This is a genomic window from Citrobacter sp. Ce129, assembly GCF_030334545.1.
Taxonomy (GTDB): domain Bacteria; phylum Pseudomonadota; class Gammaproteobacteria; order Enterobacterales; family Enterobacteriaceae; genus Citrobacter; species Citrobacter europaeus.
In genome coordinates this window covers 64,075-84,373 of record NZ_JAOWDS010000071.1, presented here as the reverse complement: position 1 = coordinate 84,373, position 20,299 = coordinate 64,075, and the positions used below count along the sequence as shown (strand labels likewise).

Here is a 20,299-nt window from a genome sequence, read left to right as displayed (position 1 = left end):
GCGCTTGAAAAAGATAGTACGCTTCCGGTTTATGTTGCTTTTAAACAAGCCAAGAATAAAACAATAGCAAAAACATTACTGCATGCGGATTTTATACAGTTCGCGCCAGATTATGCTGATGATTATTTTGCTCCCAAGGTATGGGAAGTAGAGGAAGGAATGTTCTGCACTGTTGAAGGGCAGTTCTATACCGACCTCTTCACCGGTGACATTATCTGGAATGCTGAGAAAGGCGAACCAGAGCGCATCATCGTTGGGCCAGAGCTTGCTGGCGGAAATGAACAACTTAATGCTGACTCGACAGAAGACAAAATGAAACCAGTGAAAGAGCTGGATGTGCTGGCCCGCGCATACTGCCTTGCGGTGTTTGGTGCCATTGATGAAATCACCCCTTCTCAGTATGGCCAGTTAATCGACATGCTGAATGATGATGAATTTAGCCCTTTACGTGAACAGGCAGAGGGTCTTGCCAAAGAACCCCGCATTCTTGCCATGCTTCCTGAAAAACAGACCGAATGCCTGGCCTGGGTGCGTCAGAAGGCGCGCGACAATGCTAAATGGCCAGACTATAAAAACCTGTTTACCCAATGGGCTGATACCCCGCCCGATAAACGCGAGCCAGTAAAGTGTGTTCAGACTGGCACCAGGAGCAGTGACAAGCCGACCATGAGCGAACTTGCTACCAGACTGCGCTATCACACAGCCATGGGAAAATTATCCCGATCCATGGATTTCGACGTGTGCAACCCTCCAGTTGGCATTGAAATGCGCATCAATACCATGCTGTGCAGTAAAGATGTCGAGATTGATGACTGGTGTGCGCCATTTTCACGTACACCGGGTATTCATGATTATCACCCGGCGTCCATCGTGGCCATCATCAAAACCGCTGAGGAAAAACTTCATATTTACCCCGGTGAACTTCGCCAATACATCGATAACTGCATTGCGGGTTTTGACTGCGTTAATCCACCACAGCTGGTCATTGATATCGCCTGTGGCCGCACATTAGCACCACTGCCACAAAAAAATGATGGAGCAAAATCTGATGGTAAAACCGAACAGACGTTACAGGACGAAAATTTACCACCAGCAGTCTGCCCTGCTCGCGCTACAGAACTCGACAGGGAACTGGATGCAGCATTTGCAAATAGCGCCTCAAATGAGGGTGAAAAAAAGGAAGTGACCGAACAGGAAGACGATCGCCAACTTTTGGATGATCATGAAATTGAGATTGCCCACGCGCTGAACGATCTGCTTTCCGGACGTACTGACATTATGGGTAAAGAAGAAGCGGAAGGCGTTGTGGCATGCACCGGTCATATTATCGCTGACGTTCTTCCTCTGCTAATCATCGATATCGCCACCACTGAATTTTGTCTGTCGCCCAATTTCAGCGACGAAGAAGTTCATGATGTCGCAACGACAATTCTCGATGGCTGGTCTGAGGATGCCGCCTCGCGTCAGAAGATCGCCCTCGATGCGATAGTGCAATATCGCCGACCAGAGCCACCCAAACCGATAGTGATAGCTCCACCAGTTGTCACCGCCAAACCGAAGAAAGAACCAGAATTGCCTGTTTCCACACCGGGTAGCGAATTCACCAATGGTGAACCGTTTACCGCCCTGACCTATCGCCAGCAACTGACGCTCGCAGCTCTGCAGGGGATGTGTGCAAACCCGTCATACCGCGGCGATTTCGAAGAATTGCCGCACATGGCCGCAGCGTTGGCCGCTGGGGTTATAAGTGCGGAGGCGCAGCAGTGACAGAGAACTTAACCGGCGATGAAGCCCTGATTCGCTCTCTGCACGTCTGTGATGACGGGCGAGACTGGACAGCAAGACTCGTGTGGATGATGGGGGATCGTAAGCGTATTAGCGAACATGCCCATTCTTTACCGCCAGTACTACCACAAATCGTAAAGCCAACGATAAGGCCGAAAGCCAGGAAAAAGCGGCGCCGGGTTAAACCAGCGGTAAACCTGACTGATTTTTGACAATCAACCTGCGCCAGCTGCGTCACGTATGATCGCAGCTGGCTATCGAGGTGCATATGAAACTTTTATCACTCGAGCGCTGGGCGGAAGAACGCTATGAAGAGCCTCCGCAGATAGGAACCCTCAGAAAATGGGCGCGTAACGGTAATATTTACCCGCCTCCGGAAAAAGAGGGTACAGAGTACAAAGTCAGGCCCGATGCCATTTTTATCAGGCCAAACAAATACTGTAAGACTGTTAACACAAATCAGAGCAGATACCCGTTAAAAGGGCGATTGATAGAGAGGATTATCGATGGCGAGGCCGGACAAATATGACGCTAATTTGCCTAAGAATCTGACCTATCGTAAAGCCAGGAAGTCATATTCCTGGCGCAATCCCGTCGACGGAAAAGAGATATCTCTGGGTAAAATTTCGCGCAGGGATGCGATCGCCCAGGCCATCGAAGCAAATCACTACATCGATAAAAATTACACTCCAATCGCCCTACTCGAACAGCTGAAAGGTACTAATGAATACACCATGGGCAACTGGCTCGATCGGTACGAAATTATCCTGCAGCGACGCAAGCTGGCGGCCAATACTTACAAAGTTCGTGCCGGGCAGCTGGCGACCATTAGAGAATACTTTGGCGTAATGATACTGGCCAGCATAACCACCCGCGATGTGGCCGAGTTTATTGAGCGCTGGACGGAGTGCGGCAAAACAACAATGGCAGGAACCATGCGATCAGTACTGTCTGATGTTTTCCGTGAGGCCGTTGTGGAAGGGCGTGTTGATTCCAATCCCGTTGACCCAACTCGAGCACCGAAAATTAAAGTGCTGCGCGAGCGCCTGGAATATGAAATGTTTATGGCCGTTCGTGCTGGTGCAGAGCGAATGCCAGCATGGTTCGGCCTGTCGATGGATCTCGCCCTGGTCACCGGTCAGCGTCGTGAGGACGTCGCCCGGATGCGCTTCAGTGACATTAAAGATGACCGACTGTACATCGAACAACAAAAAACCGGGTCCTGCCTGGCGATCCCACTTTCACTGACATTGAAAGCATCCGGCCTGAGACTGTCGACCGTCATCGATCGCTGCCGGCTTGTCAGTCGATGCGATTTCTTGATAAGCCCCGGGATCAGAAAAAATAGTGAAGACGGAAGCATAAACCTGGACAGTCTGACAAAAGGTTTTGTGAAAGCACGAAATTTTTCTGGTTTAAAGTTTTCAGAAAACCCACCTTCATTTCATGAAATTCGGAGTCTGGCGGGAAGGATGTATGAGAAGGAATTCGGGAAGGATTTTGCGCAAAAACTGCTGGGGCATAAGTCAGAAAAAATGACTGAGAAGTATCTTGATACGAGAAAAAAAGAGTATGTGCTGATCTAATTTTTCTTCGTAAATGAATTGTGAATGTTAAAAATGGTGTGGTATAACGAATAAAGACCGAATATTAGAATTCGGACAAATTTCGGACATTTTCGGACGTGTGGTCCTAAGTGACTGAAATTAAAGCCAGATAAAAAGAGACCGAATACGATTCCTGTATTCGGTCCAGGGAAATGGCTCTTGGGAGAGAGCCGTGCGCTAAAAGTTGGCATTAATGCAGGCTAAGTTACCCTGCCATTTAAGAATAGATGACAGCGCCAGGTTTTCCAGTCCGCGACTAAAGTGGCCTGAAAAAAAGGACGATTGTCACGCACCCAAACGTAAAAACCGCAAGTTCTCCTGAGAGATCCTTGCGGTTTTTTATTGGAAATCAGAGTGCTACATCTGACAATTAGCAGAGCTTTTCTGCACGCTCCACAAACGGCGCCAGGCTCATTTTTTCGCCCGGTTTCGCCGGATCATCAATCTGGATAATCTCGATCGGCTTTGCCGTGGTTTTCCCGCTCTCCACCTGCTGTCTGGCGACATCATTTAACGGGTATTGCACCAGCGTACTGGGATTGATGACATACAGCGCGTTACCCGGACGGCAGGTCAGCATCACCTCTTCCCGATTAAACGCCCACTTATCTTTACCAACCTCAAAACGGCTGACGGTGATGACCTGTGGCGCAGCCAGTGCGGCCCCGGAGCTTGCCAGTAGTACTAACGAGATAATGATTTTTTTCATGCGTTTTGCCAGTCCATCAATCAGAAAGGTTCGAGAGTTGCAAACAGGCTGACAATCGCCAGCACAACGGCCCCAATTCCCCATTCCAGCTTAGTCATCCAAATAAAATAGAGTGTCATACTGCGGTTATCCTGCCGCATGCGTGGTACCAGAACATACCGATTCACCAGCGCAATCGCCACCATTAGCATTACCAGAGCACCTTTTAACAAAAGCAGTTGCCCGTAAGCCATGTGCCAGGGAACAGAAAAACCGACAATAAACAGCGCATTCATAATACCGGTAAGTAAAACACCGATAACGAAAAGATGCCCGTAGCGGGAGAAACGCATCATGGTGCTGATGGCCTGTTCTCGCCAGCGGCCATGCGCCATTCGCATACAGTAAAGTACGGGGAGCAGGCCACCGAACCAGGCGGCAGCGCATATCAGATGCAAGGCATGGTTAACCTGCTGGAATGCCCCAGTAATGCCACTGTGCAGCGTCGCATGCCCGACGCCAGCCAGCAAAATAAACTGCGCAATCGTCAGCATTAACAGCCGTCGCGGCATGCTACGCGGTACGATAATAACCACCACCAGCGTGACCAGCGCGAGGATAATCTGCCATAACCAGACGCCGCCAAACTGCGTTTGCAACACCGCGCCCCATACATCTGTAGAGATAACATCCCGCCAGCCTGAGCCCATTAGCCCACCCTGGATCGCCAGCATCAGCGTCGCGCTGATAAAACTCCACGTTGCGGCATGCCGTTGCAGACGTAAAAAACGACGCATCATTAAACGACGAACCGAAACGGGAGCCAGCCATGCGCCGTAAAGCGCACAGCCAAACACCAGCATCAAAGTGGTAAAATGGATGAACCGTAGTGCAACCCAGGTAAATGCCAGCATCGGTTATTTCACGCTAAAGGTATATTGCCCCTTCGTTTTATGACCATCCACGGAGACGACATGCCAGTCGACCGTATATTTTCCAGCTTCCAGCGTCTGAGCAAGCGGAACAATCAGTTGCGTTTTGTCCTGCTCACTGCGCGACGCCTTGCCCGTTTTGATCTGTTCTTTGTTTGGACCGGTCAACGTTGCACCGCTGAATCCTGGCTCTACGCCTTCAGAGAAATTCAGCGTCAACGCCTGAGGAGATGCCGCAACCTCGGCATTAGCCGCCGGGCTTTGTTTCGTCAGGTGAGCATGAGCCAGGGCGGCAGGCGTGACCAGAACGCTGGCCAGTACGATGAGAGCGTTGCGAAGCATAGATGCAGATGAAGCCATTTCAACTATTCCTTTTTGTTATGTCTAATCTATAGAGAATAACCTTCTACAATGATCGAGTCGAGAATCATCATTTCGGTCTTGCCATTAATGCACACTCTTAGTAACTTTGCGCGCCGAAAGACAGAGAAAAGGAGAAGCCCATGAACATCAATCTGGCCAAACTTGAACAAGCTGAAATGGATAAGGTCAATGTTGACCTGGCCGCGGCGGGTGTCGCATTTAAGGAGCGATACAATATGCCGGTTGTTGCCGAAGTGGTTGAACGTGAACAACCCGAACATTTGCGCGACTGGTTTCGGGAAAGACTCATCGCGCACCGTTTGGCATCCGTTTCCCTTTCGCGTTTACCCTACGAGCCTAAAGTTAAATAAAACTTATATAACGTTACGATTCCTTACATGATGCCTGCTACAGTATAAGTATATCCTTAATCTATAATTTAAGGATGGTTGTAGACACTATGAAAAGGAAATCATTATGTCACACTGGAAAATCGCAGCAGCGCAGTACGAACCTCTTCACACCTCAGTTACCGAACATGTCGCGCATCACCTGCAATTCATTCAGGCAGCAGCTCAATGCCAATGTGAATTGCTGGTTTTCCCCTCCCTTTCGCTATTGGGTTGTGTTGATGAGCATGACACGCTCCCAGCCCCACCCGATTTATCGTTGTTAGAACCTCTCGCGCATGCCGCCGCGACTTATCGCATGACGATTATTGCGGGATTGCCGGTAGAGCATAACAATCGTTTCGTAAAAGGGATCGCACTTTTCTCTCCCTGGATGACCTCGCCCTTAACGTTTCATCAGAGTCACGGGGCCTGTATCGCCAGACAGCGAAATGCCATTAGCGTTGTGGATAGCCAACCGGAAGGTATCGATATCGACCCGGCTTATTCCCTGTTCACCAGCAGTCAGTCCGTTAGCGAACCCGAATTGCTCTCCTCCACATCTCGTCTACAGAGTTTCTCGCATAAGTTTGCCATTGCGGTATTAATGGCTAATGCGCGTGGCAGCAGCGCATTATGGGATGAGCGCGGTCGATTGATTGTTCGTGCAGACAGCGGTTCCTTACTCTTAACGGGTCAACGCACGCCACGGGGTTGGCAAGGTGATATCATTCCATTACGCTAATCGTTTTGAGTCAGGAGCATGGCATGTTGCGCATAATAGATACAGAAACCTGTGGTCTGCAGGGAGGCATTGTTGAGATTGCTTCTGTCGATGTGGTTGACGGAAAAATAGTCAATCCAATGAGCCACCTGGTGCGTCCTGACCGCCCTATCAGCCCTCAGGCGATGGCTATCCATCGTATTACTGAAGCGATGGTAGCCGATAAGCCGTGGATTGAAGATGTCATCCCGCAATACTACGGCAGCGAGTGGTACGTGGCGCACAATGCCAGCTTTGACCGCCGCGTGTTACCCGACATGCCCGGGGAGTGGATTTGCACCATGAAGCTCTCCCGTCGTTTGTGGCCGGGGATCAAATACAGCAATATGGCGCTGTATAAATCACGTAAGTTGAGCGTCCAGACGCCGTCAGGTCTGCATCATCACCGCGCCCTGTATGACTGCTACATCACTGCGGCACTGCTGATCGACATTATGCAGACGTCAGGCTGGTCAGCAGAACAGATGGTCGATATTACCGGTCGTCCTGCGTTACTCACTACGTTCACTTTTGGTAAGTACCGCGGAAAACCGGTATCAGAAGTGGCTGAACGCGATCCGGGCTACTTGCGCTGGTTATTTAATAACCTCGACAGTATGAGCCCGGAGCTGCGCTTAACGCTGAAACACTATCTGGATAACGCCTGAGTTTACGCCTGTTCAGGCAGTGTTCCCTGCGCCAGTCCTACCAAAAATGCGTATTCCAGGGCCACGCCTTCGTAAGATTTAAAACGCCCGGATTTACCGCCGTGCCCGGAATCCATATCCGTGCAGAGCAACAGCAGACGATCGTCCGTTTTCAGCTCACGCAGTTTTGCCACCCATTTTGCCGGTTCCCAGTATTGCACCTGGGAGTCGTGTAATCCCGTCGTAACCAGCAGATGCGGATAATCCTGTGCTGTAACATTGTCATACGGGCTGTAGCTTTTCATGTAGGTGTAATACTCTTCGTCCTGCGGATTACCCCACTCTTCAAACTCACCGGTCGTCAGGGGAATTGACTCATCCAGCATCGTAGTTACCACATCGACAAATGGCACCTGCGCAATGACGCCATGGAAGAGTTCCGGGCGCTCATTAATGGCGACGCCCATTAACATTCCTCCGGCACTCCCCCCCATGCCATAACAGAGTGAAGGCGCACCGTAGCCCATTTTTAGCAGCGCATCGCAGACGTCAAGGTAATCATTGAAGGTATTTTTCTTGAGCAGAAACTTACCGTCTTCATACCACTGCTGTCCTAACTCACCACCGCCACGCACATGGGCAATGGCATAGACAAAGCCGCGATCCAGTAGGCTCAAGCGACTACTGCTGAAATCGGCGTCCATGCTGGCGCCATACGAACCATAGCCGTAAACCAGTAACGGATTTTTTCCTTTCAGGAAATACTTTTGATGATAAACCAGTGAAACCGGAACCTCGGTGCCATCACGCGCGGTGATCCATACGTGTTCGCTGCGGTAATTCGCCGCATCAAATCCGGGGACCTCCGTCTGCTTAAGTACGCGACGTTCCCCGGTGTCCATATCCAGTTCAAACAACGTGTCCGGGGTGGTCATGGAGGAATAGCCATAGCGCAGCCGCGATGTCTCCGGCTCTGGATTATAGGCAAGCCAGGTCACATACGCTGGATCGTCAAAAGCGATGCCGACTACTTCGCGCGTTTTACGATTAATCTGTCGCAGGCTGGTTAAGCCTCGCTGGCGCTCCTCCACCACCAGCCAGTCTGTGAACAGCGTAAAACCCTCCAGCATGACGCTATCGCGCGGCGGAATCAGCGTCTCCCAGGCTTGTTCATCTCGCACACGGGTACGGTACAAACCAAAATTTTTACCCTGACGGTTAGAGCGCAGATAAAACGTATGCTGATAGTGATCGAGGCTGTATTCGTGGTCTTTGCGCCGGGCTAAAAAGACTAACGGCTCGGCATCCGCCAGTTCTGCATCAAGCAGCAAAACCTCACTGGTGGTCGCACTGGCGATATGAATAACCACATAGTGAAGCGAGGTGGTTTTATGCAGGCTGACATAAAACATATCATCGGCTTCTTCATACACCAGCTCATCCAGTGACGATGGCGAGCCGACGGTATGCCGCCAAACCTGATACGGAAGCAGCGTGGTTGCATGTTTGCGCACGTAATAGAAGGTCTGTGAGTCATTTGCCCAGACCAGGTCTGCTTCAACGTTGTCCAGCACTTCAGGATACCAGTTGCCGCTTTGCAGATTGCGAAAACGCACGCCATATTGCCGACGAGAGAGATAATCTTCGGCCAGTGCCATGATAGTGTTATCCGGTGATATCGCCAGCCCTCCCAGCGTATAAAACTCACTGTGGGCTGCTCGCTGGTTACCATCCAGCAAGGTGTCCCATCCATCCCACTCTTCACTGAAGGCAGACTGACGCTGGTAAATGGCATATTCGCACCCCGGTTCATAAATATGCCGGTAGCGATAACCATTCTTCACATAAGGGGCGGATGCATCCTGGGGCGGGATTCGGTCGATAATCTCTTTCAGGATGCGATCCTGCAAGGCCTGTTGCGAGGCCATAATCTGTCGGCCATACGCATTTTCTTGTTGCAGATAATCCAGTACTTCCGGCTGCGAGCGGGTGTCATCTCGCAACCAGTAATAATTATCAACACGAGTATCGCCATGCTGCGTCATGGCGTGGGGAATACGAGAAGCTTTTGGTAGCATGTCATTGTTCTTTTGCTTAATCATCCTATAAGGGTGGCAAAAGACAGCAATGATGCAAGCGAAACATGCGCCTTAGCGGTAAGTAATTAACCCGGTAAAGCCTGTTTTTGTTCTTTGAGATCCTGTTCAATGCCTTCACGAACATCCTGCGGGATCTTCAGCGCATCGCCCAGCGCGTTCAGATAGCTACGCTCCATAAAGTGGTCGATATCAATCGCCGCACAGCTCAGGAAGTAAATTTCCAGCGCTTCTTCTTCGTTGCGGATACCTTGTGCCAGGCGTTGAGGATCTAGCGGTTGTTCGATGGCGCGCTCAATCAGAACTCGACCCTGCTCTTCAACGCCCGCTTCGCGGAGTTGCTGCTCAATGGCGGTACGTTCTTTAGCATCAATATGGCCATCGCTTTTCGCCGCAAAAACCAGCGCGAGGATCAGACGTTCAGTTCGCTCATCCAGCGGTGAGCTTTGTGCGCCGAACTGCGGTTCATCCTGATGCGCAGCGCGAACCTTATCCTTGTATTTGTTCCATAACACGGTACCAGCAACTGCCCCACCACCAACTAAAAGCGCGCTGGTGCCGTATTTACTCAGTAATTTACGTGAAGATTTATTGGCAACCAGTAATCCTGCCAGACCGCCTAACGCGCCCGGAACCAGAAGTTTACTCAGCCCTTGCTCGCCAGAAGATGACGCGGAGGATCCTTTTTGCCCAAGAAGAGATTGTAGTTGATTTAGCCAGTTAGCCATTTTGCCCCTCAAGTACAGACGAATAATCATCAAAGCGTACCCGAGGGGATGTCAGGAAGTGTTCAGGTCATCAAAAGATGTGCAAATACCTTCGTTATTGCGGCTTATACTTCGCCGTTCCGGCCTTGCAGTCGACTTTTACCTGATAGTGAATATCCGCGCTTTTACCGCGAACCGTCAGGGGAACTGACCATTTCCCGTCTTTGCCCGTAATATCGGGCGTGTTGACCCAGGCGACAGGGTCGGCCTGACCAACGCGTTTTTGATCGTCAGCCCAGCGGGAGATGCGATTTTGCTGATAATCACGTTTCACGCTCGCCGCAATGCCGTTTGCATCCAGTCCTTCACACTTGGGGAACTGAACATTCTTGCTTTCCGTATTTGCCGCAAACACAGATACGCTGGCGGACAACAACAGCAGGCTCAGTAACGCTCTTTTTTTATACATTCTTTTCTCCTTAATCTCCCCTTCGCCATTCATGTTGCCTGTAGCAACGTGAAATGACGTCAGGGATTGCACAATGATTCAGGGAAAAGCATGGTACAAAACGTCAGGAGCGCAAGTCGTTTCAGGCAGCCTGAGTATCATCCTCAGTGTGCGCGTCGTTTTCGACCGCCTGCGGCGATGGCAGTTTGCCATTTTTCAGAATGGCGCTCAGCACATCCTTTTGCTCAGCCAGCCACAGGGAAAGTGCTTCACGCTGCTCGTCTTCGAGCGCTACCGGCGATTGTTCCAGCCATGTGTCGAGCAAATCCGCTGTGTCCAGCATTTTGTCATACGCATCGGCTTCCTTTTTGCTGGTAAACGACATTTTTTCCTCACCTTCCCGAATGACTACGTATTTAACTTCAACCGCCATTTTTGCAGCCTCTCAAATTACCTGTATTTATGTACAGTATATTCTTTTTACGCCTCGAAATCAACCTGGTAATAAAGACAGACGCAAACGTTTTCGTATATACTGCGCCCAGATAAAACAGGGGAATAATTTATGACGTTATTAGGCACAGCGCTGCGTCCCGCAGCAACGCGAGTGATGTTATTAGGTTCAGGTGAACTGGGTAAAGAGGTGGCGATTGAATGCCAACGCCTGGGCGTGGAAGTCATTGCCGTGGATCGTTACCCCGACGCGCCAGCTATGCATGTTGCCCATCGTTCATACGTAATCAACATGCTGGATGGCGATGCATTACGCCAGCTCGTGGAGCGTGAAAAACCAGATTATATCGTGCCCGAAATAGAGGCGATTGCCACAGATATGCTGGTAACACTGGAACAGGAAGGCCAACGCGTCGTGCCGTGTGCCAGGGCGACGCAACTGACCATGAACCGCGAGGGGATCCGTCGACTGGCCGCCGAAGAATTGTCTTTGCCGACCTCTTCTTACCGCTTTGCTGACAGCGAAGCCCGCTTTCGTGAGGCCGTCGCCGAAATCGGCTACCCCTGCATTGTGAAGCCGGTAATGAGTTCCTCCGGTAAGGGACAAAGCTTTATTCGTTCCGCCGATCGGCTCACCGAGGCCTGGGACTATGCTCAGCAGGGAGGCCGGGCAGGCGCCGGACGCGTTATCGTCGAAGGCGTAGTGAATTTTGATTTTGAAATCACCCTGCTTACCGTCAGCGCAGTTGATGGCGTCCATTTCTGCGCGCCGGTAGGACATCGTCAGGAAGATGGCGATTATCGTGAATCCTGGCAGCCGCAGCAGATGAGTGACCTGGCACTGATGCGCGCGCAGGAGATTGCCCGTAAGGTGGTGCTGGCACTGGGCGGCCATGGACTGTTTGGCGTGGAGCTGTTTGTCTGCGGTGATGAGGTGATTTTCAGCGAAGTTTCCCCTCGCCCTCACGACACGGGTATGGTGACCTTGATTTCGCAGGATCTGTCCGAGTTTGCCCTACACGTACGCGCATTTCTCGGTCTGCCCGTTGGCGCAATCCGCCAGTATGGACCTTCTGCTTCCGCCGTTATCCTGCCGCAACTTACCAGCCAGAATATCACGTTTGATAACGTGCAGGCCGCTGTAGGTGCGGGTATGCAAGTGCGTTTCTTTGGCAAGCCGGAAATCGACGGGAGCCGTCGTCTGGGCGTTGTGCTGGCCACAGCACAGAGCATTGAAGATGCGGTGATACGCGCGACAGACGCAGCCGCACAGGTGAAAGTCGCAGGATAAAAACCAGACCCGTAGGTCGGATAAAGCATTGCTGCCGTATCTGACCTACGGTTTACGCATTAACGGATTACTGCTTCGCGCCTTCTACTGCTTCACGAGCCAGCTTAGTAATGCGATCGTAATCACCCGCTTCCAGCGCATCTGCCGGAACCAGCCAGGAACCGCCGATGCACAGCACGCTTTTCAGTGCCAGGTAATCGCGGTAGTTAGACGGGGAAATACCACCAGTTGGGCAGAAACGGACCTGAGAGAACGGACCCGCAATCGCCTGCAGTGCTTTAGTACCACCGTTCGCTTCCGCCGGGAAGAATTTGAATTCTTTCAAACCGTAGTCCATACCCAGCATCAGTTCAGAAACGGTGCTGATACCAGGGATCAGCGGAATAGTGCCTTCGGTTGCAGCCTTCAGCAGCGGCTCGGTCAGGCCCGGGCTGATAGCAAACTGCGCACCGGCTTCGGTCACTTCAGCCAGCTGTTGTGGGTTCAGTACGGTACCCGCGCCAACGATAGCGTCTGGAACTTCTTTGGCGATCGCGCGAATGGCATCCATCGCACATGCGGTACGTAAGGTCACTTCCAGAACGCGCACGCCCCCTGCAACCAGCGCTTTTGCCATCGGCACCGCGTGTTCCAGTTTATTAACCACAATAACCGGTACAACCGGGCCAGTGGTCAGGATTGCTTCTGCACTTGTCTTCCAGTTTTTCATCAGAGTTTTCTCTCGCCTGATTACAAAATAAGTCTTAAAAAGTGATACAGGTTGCGCCCTGCTCCGCACCGGACAGCTTTTCACGCAACGCGCTGAACATTTCACGGCCTGTACCCACGCGCGATGCGCTGAGGTCAGGAATGTGAGGCTGACGAGAGGCAAGTTCCTCTTCATCAACCAGCAGCGTCAATTCACCTGTCTGTCCATTCACACGAATGATGTCGCCATCGCGTACTTTTGCCAGCAACCCGCCATCATAGGCTTCCGGGGTTACATGGATTGCTGAAGGCACTTTACCTGAAGCACCTGAAAGTCGTCCATCTGTAACTAACGCAATTTTGAAACAACGGTCCAATAATACACCAAGTGGCGGCATGAGTTTATGTAATTCTGGCATTCCGTTCGCTTTTGGTCCCTGATGGCGCACAACCACCACGCAATCCCGATCAAGCAGACCCGCATCGAAGGCCGGTAACACATCATGCTGACTTTCAAAAACGACTGCCGGTGCTTCAATTACCTGATTCTCTACCGGGACCGCCGACGTTTTCATCACTGCTCGACCAAGGTTTCCGCTCAGCACTTTGGTGCCGCCATGGTGGGAGAACGGTTGGTCAAAGGTGGCAATCACATTGCTGTCCAACGACTTCGCCGCCCCTTCACGCCAGTCCAGTTCACCCTCGTTGAGCCAGGGTTCCATGGTGTAACGTGATAAACCGAACCCGGCAACGGTGTTAACATCTTCATGCAGCAGACCCGCGTTAAGCAGTTCTCGCATTAACACCGGCACACCACCCGCGGCCTGGAAGTGGTTAATATCTGCCGGACCATTCGGGTACAAACGCGCCATCAGCGGCACGATATCGGACAGATCGGAGAAGTCGTCCCAGTTAATCAGTATCCCGGCTGCACGCGCCATCGCTACCAGGTGCATCGTATGGTTAGTTGAGCCCCCGGTCGCCAGCAGCGCGACAATACCGTTCACCACAACTTTTTCATCAATCATCTTACCGATCGGCATCCATTCATTGCCGTTTCCAGTCAGGCGCGTGACCTGACGGGCTGCCGCCGCGGTCAGTGCTTCGCGTAATGGCGCATCCGGGTGCACGAATGAGGAGCCTGGCAGTTGCATCCCCATAAACTCCACCACCATCTGGTTGGTGTTCGCGGTGCCATAGAACGTACAGGTACCCGGTGCGTGATAAGACGCCGCTTCGGATTCTAGAAGCGCCATGCGATCGACTTTACCTTCAGCATACAGCTGACGGATACGCACTTTTTCTTTATTCGCCAGACCGCTCGCCATCGGACCGGAAGGAATAAAGATTGAAGGCAGATGACCAAATGACAGCGCCGCCATCACCAGGCCCGGGACAATTTTGTCGCACACGCCGAGGAACAACGCGCCGTCGAACATATTGTGGGAAAGGCCTACTGCAGCCGACATCGCAATCACTTCACGACTCAGCAGGGAAAGCTCCATCCCATCCTGGCCCTGGGTCACACCGTCGCACATGGCAGGCACACCGCCCGCAACCTGGCCTACAGCATTGGCTTCATGTAGCGCTTTACGAATGATGGTCGGATAGTGTTCATACGGCTGATGCGCGGAGAGCATGTCGTTATAGGAGGTAATGATCGCGATATTGTTACGCAGCATGCTTTTCAGCGAAGCCTTGTCGTCCGGCTGACACGCAGCAAAACCATGCGCCAGGTTACCGCATGCCAGCTGTGAGCGATGAACGGTAGTTGATTTCGCTTGTTCAATACGGGCGAGGTAGGCGGAACGTGTGTCACGAGAACGTTCGACGATACGTTGTGTTACGCGTAACAAATTCGGATTCATAGAGGCTCCTAAAATTTATCTGTCAGAGCGTTGGATCAACAATGTGTTTCAGTTGGGTTAAAAATGGCTGAATCGCTTGTTAGCCGCAGCTCAGGGGCAAAATCGTTTCAGGCAGTGTAATAAAAAAAGCCCCGCGGGTGAATCCACGCGGAGCTTAAAAGTGCAAAAATTATTCTACAATCTGTGTTAGATCATGTTACCGGTAAAATAACACCTATGGGCTAGATGATATTTTACTCAAACTCGTTCCAGGAACGACCATCACGGGTGATCATGGCCACAGAAGCAACCGGTCCCCAGGTGCCTGCCTGATACGGCTTCGGCGCGTCGTTGTCCATCGCCCATGCTTCGGTAATGGAGTCGACCCACTTCCAGGCTTCTTCAACTTCATCACGGCGCACAAACAGCGCCTGGATGCCGCGCATCGTTTCAAGCAGCAGGCGCTCGTAGGCGTCGGCAAGGTGCGTCTGGTTGAAGGTTTCGGAATAGCTCAGATCAAGCTTGGTAATTTGCAGATTATGCTTGTGATCCAGACCCGGTACTTTGTTCAGTACCTGGATATCGACACCTTCATCAGGCTGCAAACGGATGGTCAGCTTGTTCTGCGGTAGATCCTGCCAGGACTCTCTGAACAGGTTCAGCTCAGGCGTTTTGAAGTAAACCACGACTTCAGAGCACTTCGTCGGCAAACGTTTACCGGTACGCAGGTAGAAAGGAACACCCGCCCAGCGCCAGTTATCGATATCCACACGGATCGCCACAAACGTTTCCGTGTTGCTGCTCTTGTTCGCGCCTTCTTCTTCCAGATATCCCGGAACTTTTTTGCCCTGGGCAAAACCGGCGGTGTACTGGCCGCGAACTGTTTTTTCCCGTACGTTCGAACGATCGATGCGACGCAGTGATTTCAGTACTTTCACTTTTTCATCACGGATGCTGTCAGCGCTCAGATCGGACGGTGGAGACATCGCGATCATGCACAGAATTTGCAGCAGGTGGTTCTGGATCATATCGCGCATTTGACCAGCCTGGTCAAAATAGCCCCAGCGCCCTTCAATACCCACCTCTTCCGCCACGGTAATTTCTACGTGATCGATAGTGCGGTTATCCCAGTTGTTCACAAACAGGGAGTTGGCAAAACGCAGTGCCAGCAGGTTCAGAACCGTCTCTTTGCCGAGATAGTGGTCGATGCGGTAAACCTGACACTCTTCGAAATACTCGCCAACCTGATCGTTGATTTCACGGGATGTTGCCAGTGACGTACCCAGCGGTTTTTCCATCACGACGCGGGCTGGTTTAGCATTCAGCTTTGCTTCACCCAGACCTTTGCAGATCGCGCCGAAGGTACTCGGCGGCATCGCAAAATAGTTGATGGTGGTACGCGATTTTTGATCCAGCATTTTGCCCAGACGTTTAAACGCGGCTGTGTCATTGACGTCCAGATTACAAAACTCCAGACGACCGCTGAGGGTCTCCCATAAACCTTCATCGATTTTTTCTTTCATGAAGGTTTCGAGCGCTTCGCGCACAACCTTGGTATAGGCTGCTTTGTCCCAGTCGGCACGCCCAACCCCAATGATGCGGGTTTCAGGGTTAATCTGTCCGGCCTTTTCCAGTTGATACAGGGAAGGCAGCAATTTTCGCCGCGCCAGGTCGCCCTTTGCGCCGAAAATGACCAGATCACATGCCTGGGCTGTTTGCGTTACCGCCATGTCATTCTCCTCAATTAAGTGCCTGGTGCTTTTGCCAGACACTGGTTGTAATTTTATTACACTGCACTGTACTGCTTTTACGTGAATCCGGAAACCGTAAACGCTTATCCAGCCGTGCTGTTACCGTGAACAGCCGCTTTATTACCATTTCCCGTCGCAAAATGGACAAAAAAGTCGTCTTTTTTCGTACCCATGAAGAAGTAAGAAAACCAGACTCTGATCATGTAATGAAAAAAAACAACAACTATTCTGTCCATTTTGCCCCGTTGCTGCATCAGCGGGGGTACTATCTATACACTGAATCAAGCCCCGGTTTCCCCATATCGCTGAAATCGTTTTTGCCCATGACCCATGAGTCTACCTACATCATGAATATGCTGGAAAAAATCCAGTTAAAACTGGAACAGTTGAGCAAGTCAGAGCGTAAAGTCGCCGACATTATTCTTGTCTCTCCCGAGCGAGCAATCCATTCAAGCATCGCCGCACTAGCTGTAGAAGCCAACGTCAGCGAGCCGACGGTGAACCGTTTCTGTCGCAGCATGGATACCCGTGGCTTTCCTGATTTTAAACTGCATTTGGCGCAAAGTCTGGCAAATGGCACCCCTTATGTTAATCGTAATGTGGATGAGGATGACAGCGTTGAATCTTACACAGGGAAAATCTTCGAATCAGCGATGGCAAGCCTCGATCACGTTCGCCAGTCGCTGGATAACGCGGCGGTAAATCGGGCGGTAGATTTATTAACCCAGGCGAAGAAAATTGCTTTCTTTGGCCTGGGTTCTTCGGCCGCGGTAGCGCATGACGCGATGAATAAATTTTTCCGCTTTAACGTACCGGTCATCTATTCCGACGATATTGTTCTGCAACGCATGAGTTGTATGAATTGTAGCGACGACGACGTCATTGTGCTTATTTCCCATACTGGAAGGACCAAAAGCCTGGTTGAACTGGCGCAGTTGGCGCGGGAAAACGACGCCATGGTTATCGCCCTCACCTCTCCCGGCACGCCACTGGCGCGTGAAGCAACGCTGGCAATTACCCTCGATGTACCGGAAGATACTGACATTTATATGCCCATGGTCTCTCGACTTGCTCAACTGACCGTGATAGATGTGCTGGCTACAGGATTTACTTTGCGCCGTGGGGCAAAATTTAGAGATAACTTGAAGCGTGTCAAGGAAGCGCTCAAGGAATCGCGTTTTGATAAAGAATTACTCATCAAGAGTGATGACCGCTAAAAGCAATAACAATGTTCTACCCTTTTATCATCCGGGTCGTTCATTTACCGTTAATGTTTGAGAACGGCCGGATTAATGTTCACGCAACACCAAGTTGTTTCAGTCAACGGAGTATTACATGTCCAGAAGGCTTCGCAGAACCAAAATCGTAACCACGTTAGGCCCGGCAACTGACCGCGATAACAACCTTGAAAAGATTATCGCCGCGGGTGCAAACGTCGTACGTATGAACTTTTCTCACGGCTCTCCAGAAGATCACAAACTGCGGGCGGATAAGGTCCGTGAAATTGCCGCAAAACTGGGACGTCATGTAGCTATTTTGGGTGACCTGCAGGGACCTAAAATCCGCGTATCTACCTTTAAAGAAGGTAAAGTATTTCTTAACGTTGGCGACAAGTTCCTGTTAGACGCCAATCTCGGTAAAGGCGAAGGCGACAAAGAAAAAGTCGGTATTGATTATAAAGGTCTCCCTGCTGACGTCGTGCCAGGCGATATCCTGCTGCTCGATGATGGTCGCGTACAGCTTAAAGTGCTGGAAGTTCAGGGTATGAAGGTCTTCACCGAAGTCACCGTCGGTGGCCCGCTGTCTAACAATAAAGGCATAAACAAACTGGGCGGCGGTCTCTCTGCTGAAGCCCTGACCGAAAAAGACAAAGCTGACATCATCACCGCTGCGCAAATCAGCGTTGACTATCTGGCCGTCTCCTTCCCGCGCTGCGGCGAAGACCTGAACTATGCCCGCCGTCTGGCGCGCGACGCAGGTTGCGATGCGAAAATTGTCGCCAAGGTAGAGCGTGCTGAAGCCGTCTGCGACCAGAATGCGATGGATGACATCATTCTGGCTTCCGACGTGGTGATGGTCGCACGTGGCGACCTGGGCGTTGAAATTGGCGATCCTGAGCTGGTAGGTATTCAGAAAGCGTTGATTCGTCGCGCACGTCAGCTGAACCGTGCGGTTATTACCGCTACGCAGATGATGGAATCGATGATCACCAACCCAATGCCAACCCGTGCGGAAGTGATGGACGTGGCTAACGCCGTTCTCGACGGTACCGATGCCGTCATGCTCTCTGCAGAAACAGCAGCAGGTCAGTACCCGGCGGAAACCGTCTCGGCCATGGCGCGCGTCTGTCTGGGTGCCGAGAAAATCCCGAGCATCAACGTTTCTAAACACCGCCTTGACGTGCAGTTTGATAACGTTGAAGAAGCGATTGCCATGTCAGCGATGTATGCCGCTAACCACCTGAAAGGAGTGACCGCTATCATCGCAATGACAGAGTCCGGTCGTACTGCGCTGATGACGTCTCGTATCAGTTCCGGCCTGCCAATTTTCGCGATGTCTCGTCATGAACGTACGCTGAATCTGACCTCTCTGTATCGCGGCGTCACCCCGGTTCACTTTGACAGCGAAACAGATGGCGTCGTTGCCGCCAATGAAGCAGTGAACCTGCTGCGAGATAAAGGCTATCTGGTTTCCGGCGACCTGGTGATTGTGACCCAGGGCGATGTGATGAGCACCGTTGGCTCAACCAACACCACGCGTATTCTGACCGTCGAGTAACGCCAACGTTTGATGTAAAAAAGCCTCTCGTTTGAGAGGCTTTTTTTTATTTCTTCGGATAGAGATCTTTACGCTTATAGGGCTCAATTTCACCAGGCTTACGCGTCTTAAGCAGTTTCAGAATCCAGGTGTATTGCTCAAGGTGCGGCGTCACAAAGATTTCCACCTCTTCGTTCATTCGTCTGGCAATGGTGTGGTCATCCGCCGTCAGGATGTCATCCATCGGAGGACGGACCTGAATCGTCAGACGGTGCGTTTTCCCATCATAGACCGGGAACAGCGGTACCACGCGGGCGTGACAGACCTTCATCAAGCGACCAATTGCCGGTAACGTTGCTTTATAGGTAGCAAAAAAATCGACAAACTCACTGTGCTCAGGACCATGGTCCTGATCCGGCAGGTAGTATCCCCAATATCCCTGACGGACAGACTGAATAAACGGTTTGATGCCGTCATTACGCGCATGTAATCGACCACCGAAACGACGGCGCACCGTGTTCCACACATAATCGAATACCGGGTTCCCCTGATTGTGGAACATCGCTGCCATTTTCTGTCCCTGGGAAGCCATCAACATCGCCGGGATATCTACGCCCCAGCCATGAGGAACGAGAAAAATCACTTTTTCATCGTTGCGACGCATCTCTTCGATGATTTCCAGACCCTGCCAGTCAACCCGGTTCTGAATTTTTTCCGGACCACGTATGGCGAGTTCCGCCATCATCACCATTGCCTGAGGCGCAGTCGCAAACATGTCATCGACAATGGCTTCGCGCTCAGCTTCGCTACGTTCAGGAAAACACAGGGATAAATTGATCAGCGCTCTGCGACGTGAGCTTTTGCCCAATCGTCCGGCCAGGCGTCCGAGCTTTGCCAGAACAGGATCGCGAAATGATGCCGGCGTTAACGCAATCCCTGCTATCGCCGCCACGCCCAGCCAGGCGCCCCAGTAGCGCGGATAGCGAAATGATTTATTAAACTCAGGGATATACTCAATATTCTTTTTTTTCGTTTCCATGCTCTTCCAGTGTCTGGTGCGGCGAAAAGTAGATCTGCTGATAGTGTAG

At 51.4% G+C, this 20,299-nt stretch carries 20 protein-coding genes; 9 read left to right on the top strand and 11 right to left on the bottom strand.

Going from position 1 to position 20,299, the window contains the following annotated elements; genetic code table 11:
- The 3 genes from OGV77_RS18905 to OGV77_RS18895 form a co-directional block, all read left to right on the top strand.
- Positions 1-1,767: RecE-related exodeoxyribonuclease (locus OGV77_RS18905; RefSeq protein WP_286502956.1), on the top strand; the 1,767-nt coding region annotated here is incomplete at its 5' end.
- A 286-nt stretch (positions 1,768-2,053) separates the two neighbouring features.
- Positions 2,054-2,314, top strand: coding sequence for an excisionase (locus tag OGV77_RS18900; protein ID WP_220771725.1), 261 nt, complete (start codon positions 2,054-2,056; stop codon positions 2,312-2,314).
- Positions 2,292-3,371: a tyrosine-type recombinase/integrase gene (locus OGV77_RS18895; RefSeq protein ID WP_286502955.1), complete on the top strand. Its 1,080-nt coding sequence runs from the start codon at positions 2,292-2,294 to the stop codon at positions 3,369-3,371. Before OGV77_RS18900 ends, OGV77_RS18895 begins: the two co-directional genes overlap by 23 nt.
- A 391-nt stretch (positions 3,372-3,762) precedes the next feature.
- On the opposite strand, the gene OGV77_RS18890 is transcribed toward OGV77_RS18895, so the two are convergent.
- Genes OGV77_RS18890 through yobA form a run of 3 tightly spaced genes read right to left on the bottom strand, consistent with a single transcriptional unit; the run spans position 3,763 to position 5,372 of the window.
- The gene (locus OGV77_RS18890) at positions 3,763-4,101 is read right to left on the bottom strand and encodes a YebY family protein (RefSeq protein WP_043016684.1); all 339 of its coding nucleotides are present in this window, start codon (positions 4,099-4,101) and stop codon (positions 3,763-3,765) included.
- A gap of 20 nt (positions 4,102-4,121) precedes the next feature.
- A complete protein-coding gene (copD, locus tag OGV77_RS18885) occupies positions 4,122-4,994 on the bottom strand; it encodes a copper homeostasis membrane protein CopD (protein ID WP_043016685.1) in 873 nt (290 codons plus the stop codon).
- A gap of 3 nt (positions 4,995-4,997) precedes the next feature.
- On the bottom strand, positions 4,998-5,372 hold the full coding sequence (gene yobA / locus OGV77_RS18880; RefSeq protein ID WP_047410546.1) for a CopC domain-containing protein YobA: 375 nt from the start codon (positions 5,370-5,372) through the stop codon (positions 4,998-5,000).
- 143 nt (positions 5,373-5,515) lie between these two features.
- Here yobA and OGV77_RS18875 point away from each other — a divergent pair, with 143 nt between their 5' ends.
- The 3 genes from OGV77_RS18875 (at position 5,516) to exoX (ending at position 7,195) form a co-directional block, all read left to right on the top strand.
- Complete coding sequence (locus OGV77_RS18875; RefSeq protein WP_003034925.1) at positions 5,516-5,746, top strand: DNA polymerase III subunit theta; 231 nt, start codon at positions 5,516-5,518, stop codon at positions 5,744-5,746.
- Positions 5,747-5,852: 106 nt separating this feature from the next.
- The gene (locus tag OGV77_RS18870; protein WP_087051716.1) at positions 5,853-6,509 is read left to right on the top strand and encodes a carbon-nitrogen hydrolase family protein; all 657 of its coding nucleotides are present in this window, start codon (positions 5,853-5,855) and stop codon (positions 6,507-6,509) included.
- 23 nt (positions 6,510-6,532) lie between these two features.
- Positions 6,533-7,195 (top strand): exodeoxyribonuclease X, encoded by a 663-nt coding sequence (gene exoX, locus OGV77_RS18865; protein WP_043016687.1) that lies wholly within the window; start codon positions 6,533-6,535, stop codon positions 7,193-7,195.
- Positions 7,196-7,197: 2 nt separating this feature from the next.
- Here the strand turns inward: exoX and ptrB are convergent, their stop codons facing one another.
- From ptrB to yebG, 4 genes are all read right to left on the bottom strand, one after another.
- A complete protein-coding gene (ptrB, locus tag OGV77_RS18860; RefSeq protein WP_087051717.1) occupies positions 7,198-9,252 on the bottom strand; it encodes an oligopeptidase B in 2,055 nt (684 codons plus the stop codon).
- Between the two features lie 86 nt (positions 9,253-9,338).
- Positions 9,339-9,998, bottom strand: a complete 660-nt coding sequence (locus OGV77_RS18855) for a tellurite resistance TerB family protein (protein ID WP_043016689.1) — start codon at positions 9,996-9,998, stop codon at positions 9,339-9,341.
- A 94-nt stretch (positions 9,999-10,092) separates the two neighbouring features.
- Complete coding sequence (yebF, locus tag OGV77_RS18850) at positions 10,093-10,446, bottom strand: protein YebF (protein WP_087051718.1); 354 nt, start codon at positions 10,444-10,446, stop codon at positions 10,093-10,095.
- 121 nt (positions 10,447-10,567) lie between these two features.
- Positions 10,568-10,858, bottom strand: coding sequence for a DNA damage-inducible protein YebG (gene yebG, locus OGV77_RS18845; protein ID WP_032943780.1), 291 nt, complete (start codon positions 10,856-10,858; stop codon positions 10,568-10,570).
- A gap of 132 nt (positions 10,859-10,990) precedes the next feature.
- Here yebG and purT point away from each other — a divergent pair, with 132 nt between their 5' ends.
- Positions 10,991-12,169, top strand: a complete 1,179-nt coding sequence (gene purT, locus OGV77_RS18840; RefSeq protein ID WP_043016692.1) for a formate-dependent phosphoribosylglycinamide formyltransferase — start codon at positions 10,991-10,993, stop codon at positions 12,167-12,169.
- Between the two features lie 67 nt (positions 12,170-12,236).
- Here the strand turns inward: purT and kdgA are convergent, their stop codons facing one another.
- The 3 genes from kdgA to zwf form a co-directional block, all read right to left on the bottom strand.
- Complete coding sequence (gene kdgA / locus OGV77_RS18835; RefSeq protein WP_043016693.1) at positions 12,237-12,878, bottom strand: bifunctional 4-hydroxy-2-oxoglutarate aldolase/2-dehydro-3-deoxy-phosphogluconate aldolase; 642 nt, start codon at positions 12,876-12,878, stop codon at positions 12,237-12,239.
- 34 nt (positions 12,879-12,912) lie between these two features.
- Positions 12,913-14,724: a phosphogluconate dehydratase gene (edd, locus tag OGV77_RS18830; RefSeq protein ID WP_043016694.1), complete on the bottom strand. Its 1,812-nt coding sequence runs from the start codon at positions 14,722-14,724 to the stop codon at positions 12,913-12,915.
- Positions 14,725-14,957: 233 nt separating this feature from the next.
- A complete protein-coding gene (zwf, locus tag OGV77_RS18825) occupies positions 14,958-16,433 on the bottom strand; it encodes a glucose-6-phosphate dehydrogenase (RefSeq protein ID WP_043016695.1) in 1,476 nt (491 codons plus the stop codon).
- A gap of 368 nt (positions 16,434-16,801) precedes the next feature.
- Here zwf and OGV77_RS18820 point away from each other — a divergent pair, with 368 nt between their 5' ends.
- Together OGV77_RS18820 and pyk are read left to right on the top strand one after the other, a co-directional pair.
- Positions 16,802-17,671 (top strand): MurR/RpiR family transcriptional regulator, encoded by an 870-nt coding sequence (locus OGV77_RS18820; RefSeq protein WP_043017934.1) that lies wholly within the window; start codon positions 16,802-16,804, stop codon positions 17,669-17,671.
- 118 nt (positions 17,672-17,789) lie between these two features.
- Positions 17,790-19,232 carry a pyruvate kinase gene (gene pyk / locus OGV77_RS18815; protein WP_087051719.1) on the top strand — a complete coding sequence of 481 codons (1,443 nt, stop codon included), beginning with the start codon at positions 17,790-17,792 and terminating at the stop codon, positions 19,230-19,232.
- A 46-nt stretch (positions 19,233-19,278) separates the two neighbouring features.
- Here the strand turns inward: pyk and lpxM are convergent, their stop codons facing one another.
- Entirely contained in the window at positions 19,279-20,250 is a 972-nt protein-coding gene (gene lpxM / locus OGV77_RS18810) for a lauroyl-Kdo(2)-lipid IV(A) myristoyltransferase (protein WP_075146017.1), read from the bottom strand.
- Between the last annotated feature and the right edge of the window lie 49 nt (positions 20,251-20,299).

Coding starts and splice junctions, on each gene's coding strand:
- OGV77_RS18900 (WP_220771725.1), top strand. CDS start 2,054: ATGAAACTTTTATCACTCGAGCGCTGGGCGGAAGAACGCTATGAAGAG.
- OGV77_RS18895 (WP_286502955.1), top strand. CDS start 2,292: ATGGCGAGGCCGGACAAATATGACGCTAATTTGCCTAAGAATCTGACC.
- OGV77_RS18890 (WP_043016684.1), bottom strand. CDS start 4,101: ATGAAAAAAATCATTATCTCGTTAGTACTACTGGCAAGCTCCGGGGCC.
- copD (WP_043016685.1), bottom strand. CDS start 4,994: ATGCTGGCATTTACCTGGGTTGCACTACGGTTCATCCATTTTACCACT.
- yobA (WP_047410546.1), bottom strand. CDS start 5,372: ATGGCTTCATCTGCATCTATGCTTCGCAACGCTCTCATCGTACTGGCC.
- OGV77_RS18875 (WP_003034925.1), top strand. CDS start 5,516: ATGAACATCAATCTGGCCAAACTTGAACAAGCTGAAATGGATAAGGTC.
- OGV77_RS18870 (WP_087051716.1), top strand. CDS start 5,853: ATGTCACACTGGAAAATCGCAGCAGCGCAGTACGAACCTCTTCACACC.
- exoX (WP_043016687.1), top strand. CDS start 6,533: ATGTTGCGCATAATAGATACAGAAACCTGTGGTCTGCAGGGAGGCATT.
- ptrB (WP_087051717.1), bottom strand. CDS start 9,252: ATGCTACCAAAAGCTTCTCGTATTCCCCACGCCATGACGCAGCATGGC.
- OGV77_RS18855 (WP_043016689.1), bottom strand. CDS start 9,998: ATGGCTAACTGGCTAAATCAACTACAATCTCTTCTTGGGCAAAAAGGA.
- yebF (WP_087051718.1), bottom strand. CDS start 10,446: ATGTATAAAAAAAGAGCGTTACTGAGCCTGCTGTTGTTGTCCGCCAGC.
- yebG (WP_032943780.1), bottom strand. CDS start 10,858: ATGGCGGTTGAAGTTAAATACGTAGTCATTCGGGAAGGTGAGGAAAAA.
- purT (WP_043016692.1), top strand. CDS start 10,991: ATGACGTTATTAGGCACAGCGCTGCGTCCCGCAGCAACGCGAGTGATG.
- kdgA (WP_043016693.1), bottom strand. CDS start 12,878: ATGAAAAACTGGAAGACAAGTGCAGAAGCAATCCTGACCACTGGCCCG.
- edd (WP_043016694.1), bottom strand. CDS start 14,724: ATGAATCCGAATTTGTTACGCGTAACACAACGTATCGTCGAACGTTCT.
- zwf (WP_043016695.1), bottom strand. CDS start 16,433: ATGGCGGTAACGCAAACAGCCCAGGCATGTGATCTGGTCATTTTCGGC.
- OGV77_RS18820 (WP_043017934.1), top strand. CDS start 16,802: ATGAATATGCTGGAAAAAATCCAGTTAAAACTGGAACAGTTGAGCAAG.
- pyk (WP_087051719.1), top strand. CDS start 17,790: ATGTCCAGAAGGCTTCGCAGAACCAAAATCGTAACCACGTTAGGCCCG.
- lpxM (WP_075146017.1), bottom strand. CDS start 20,250: ATGGAAACGAAAAAAAAGAATATTGAGTATATCCCTGAGTTTAATAAA.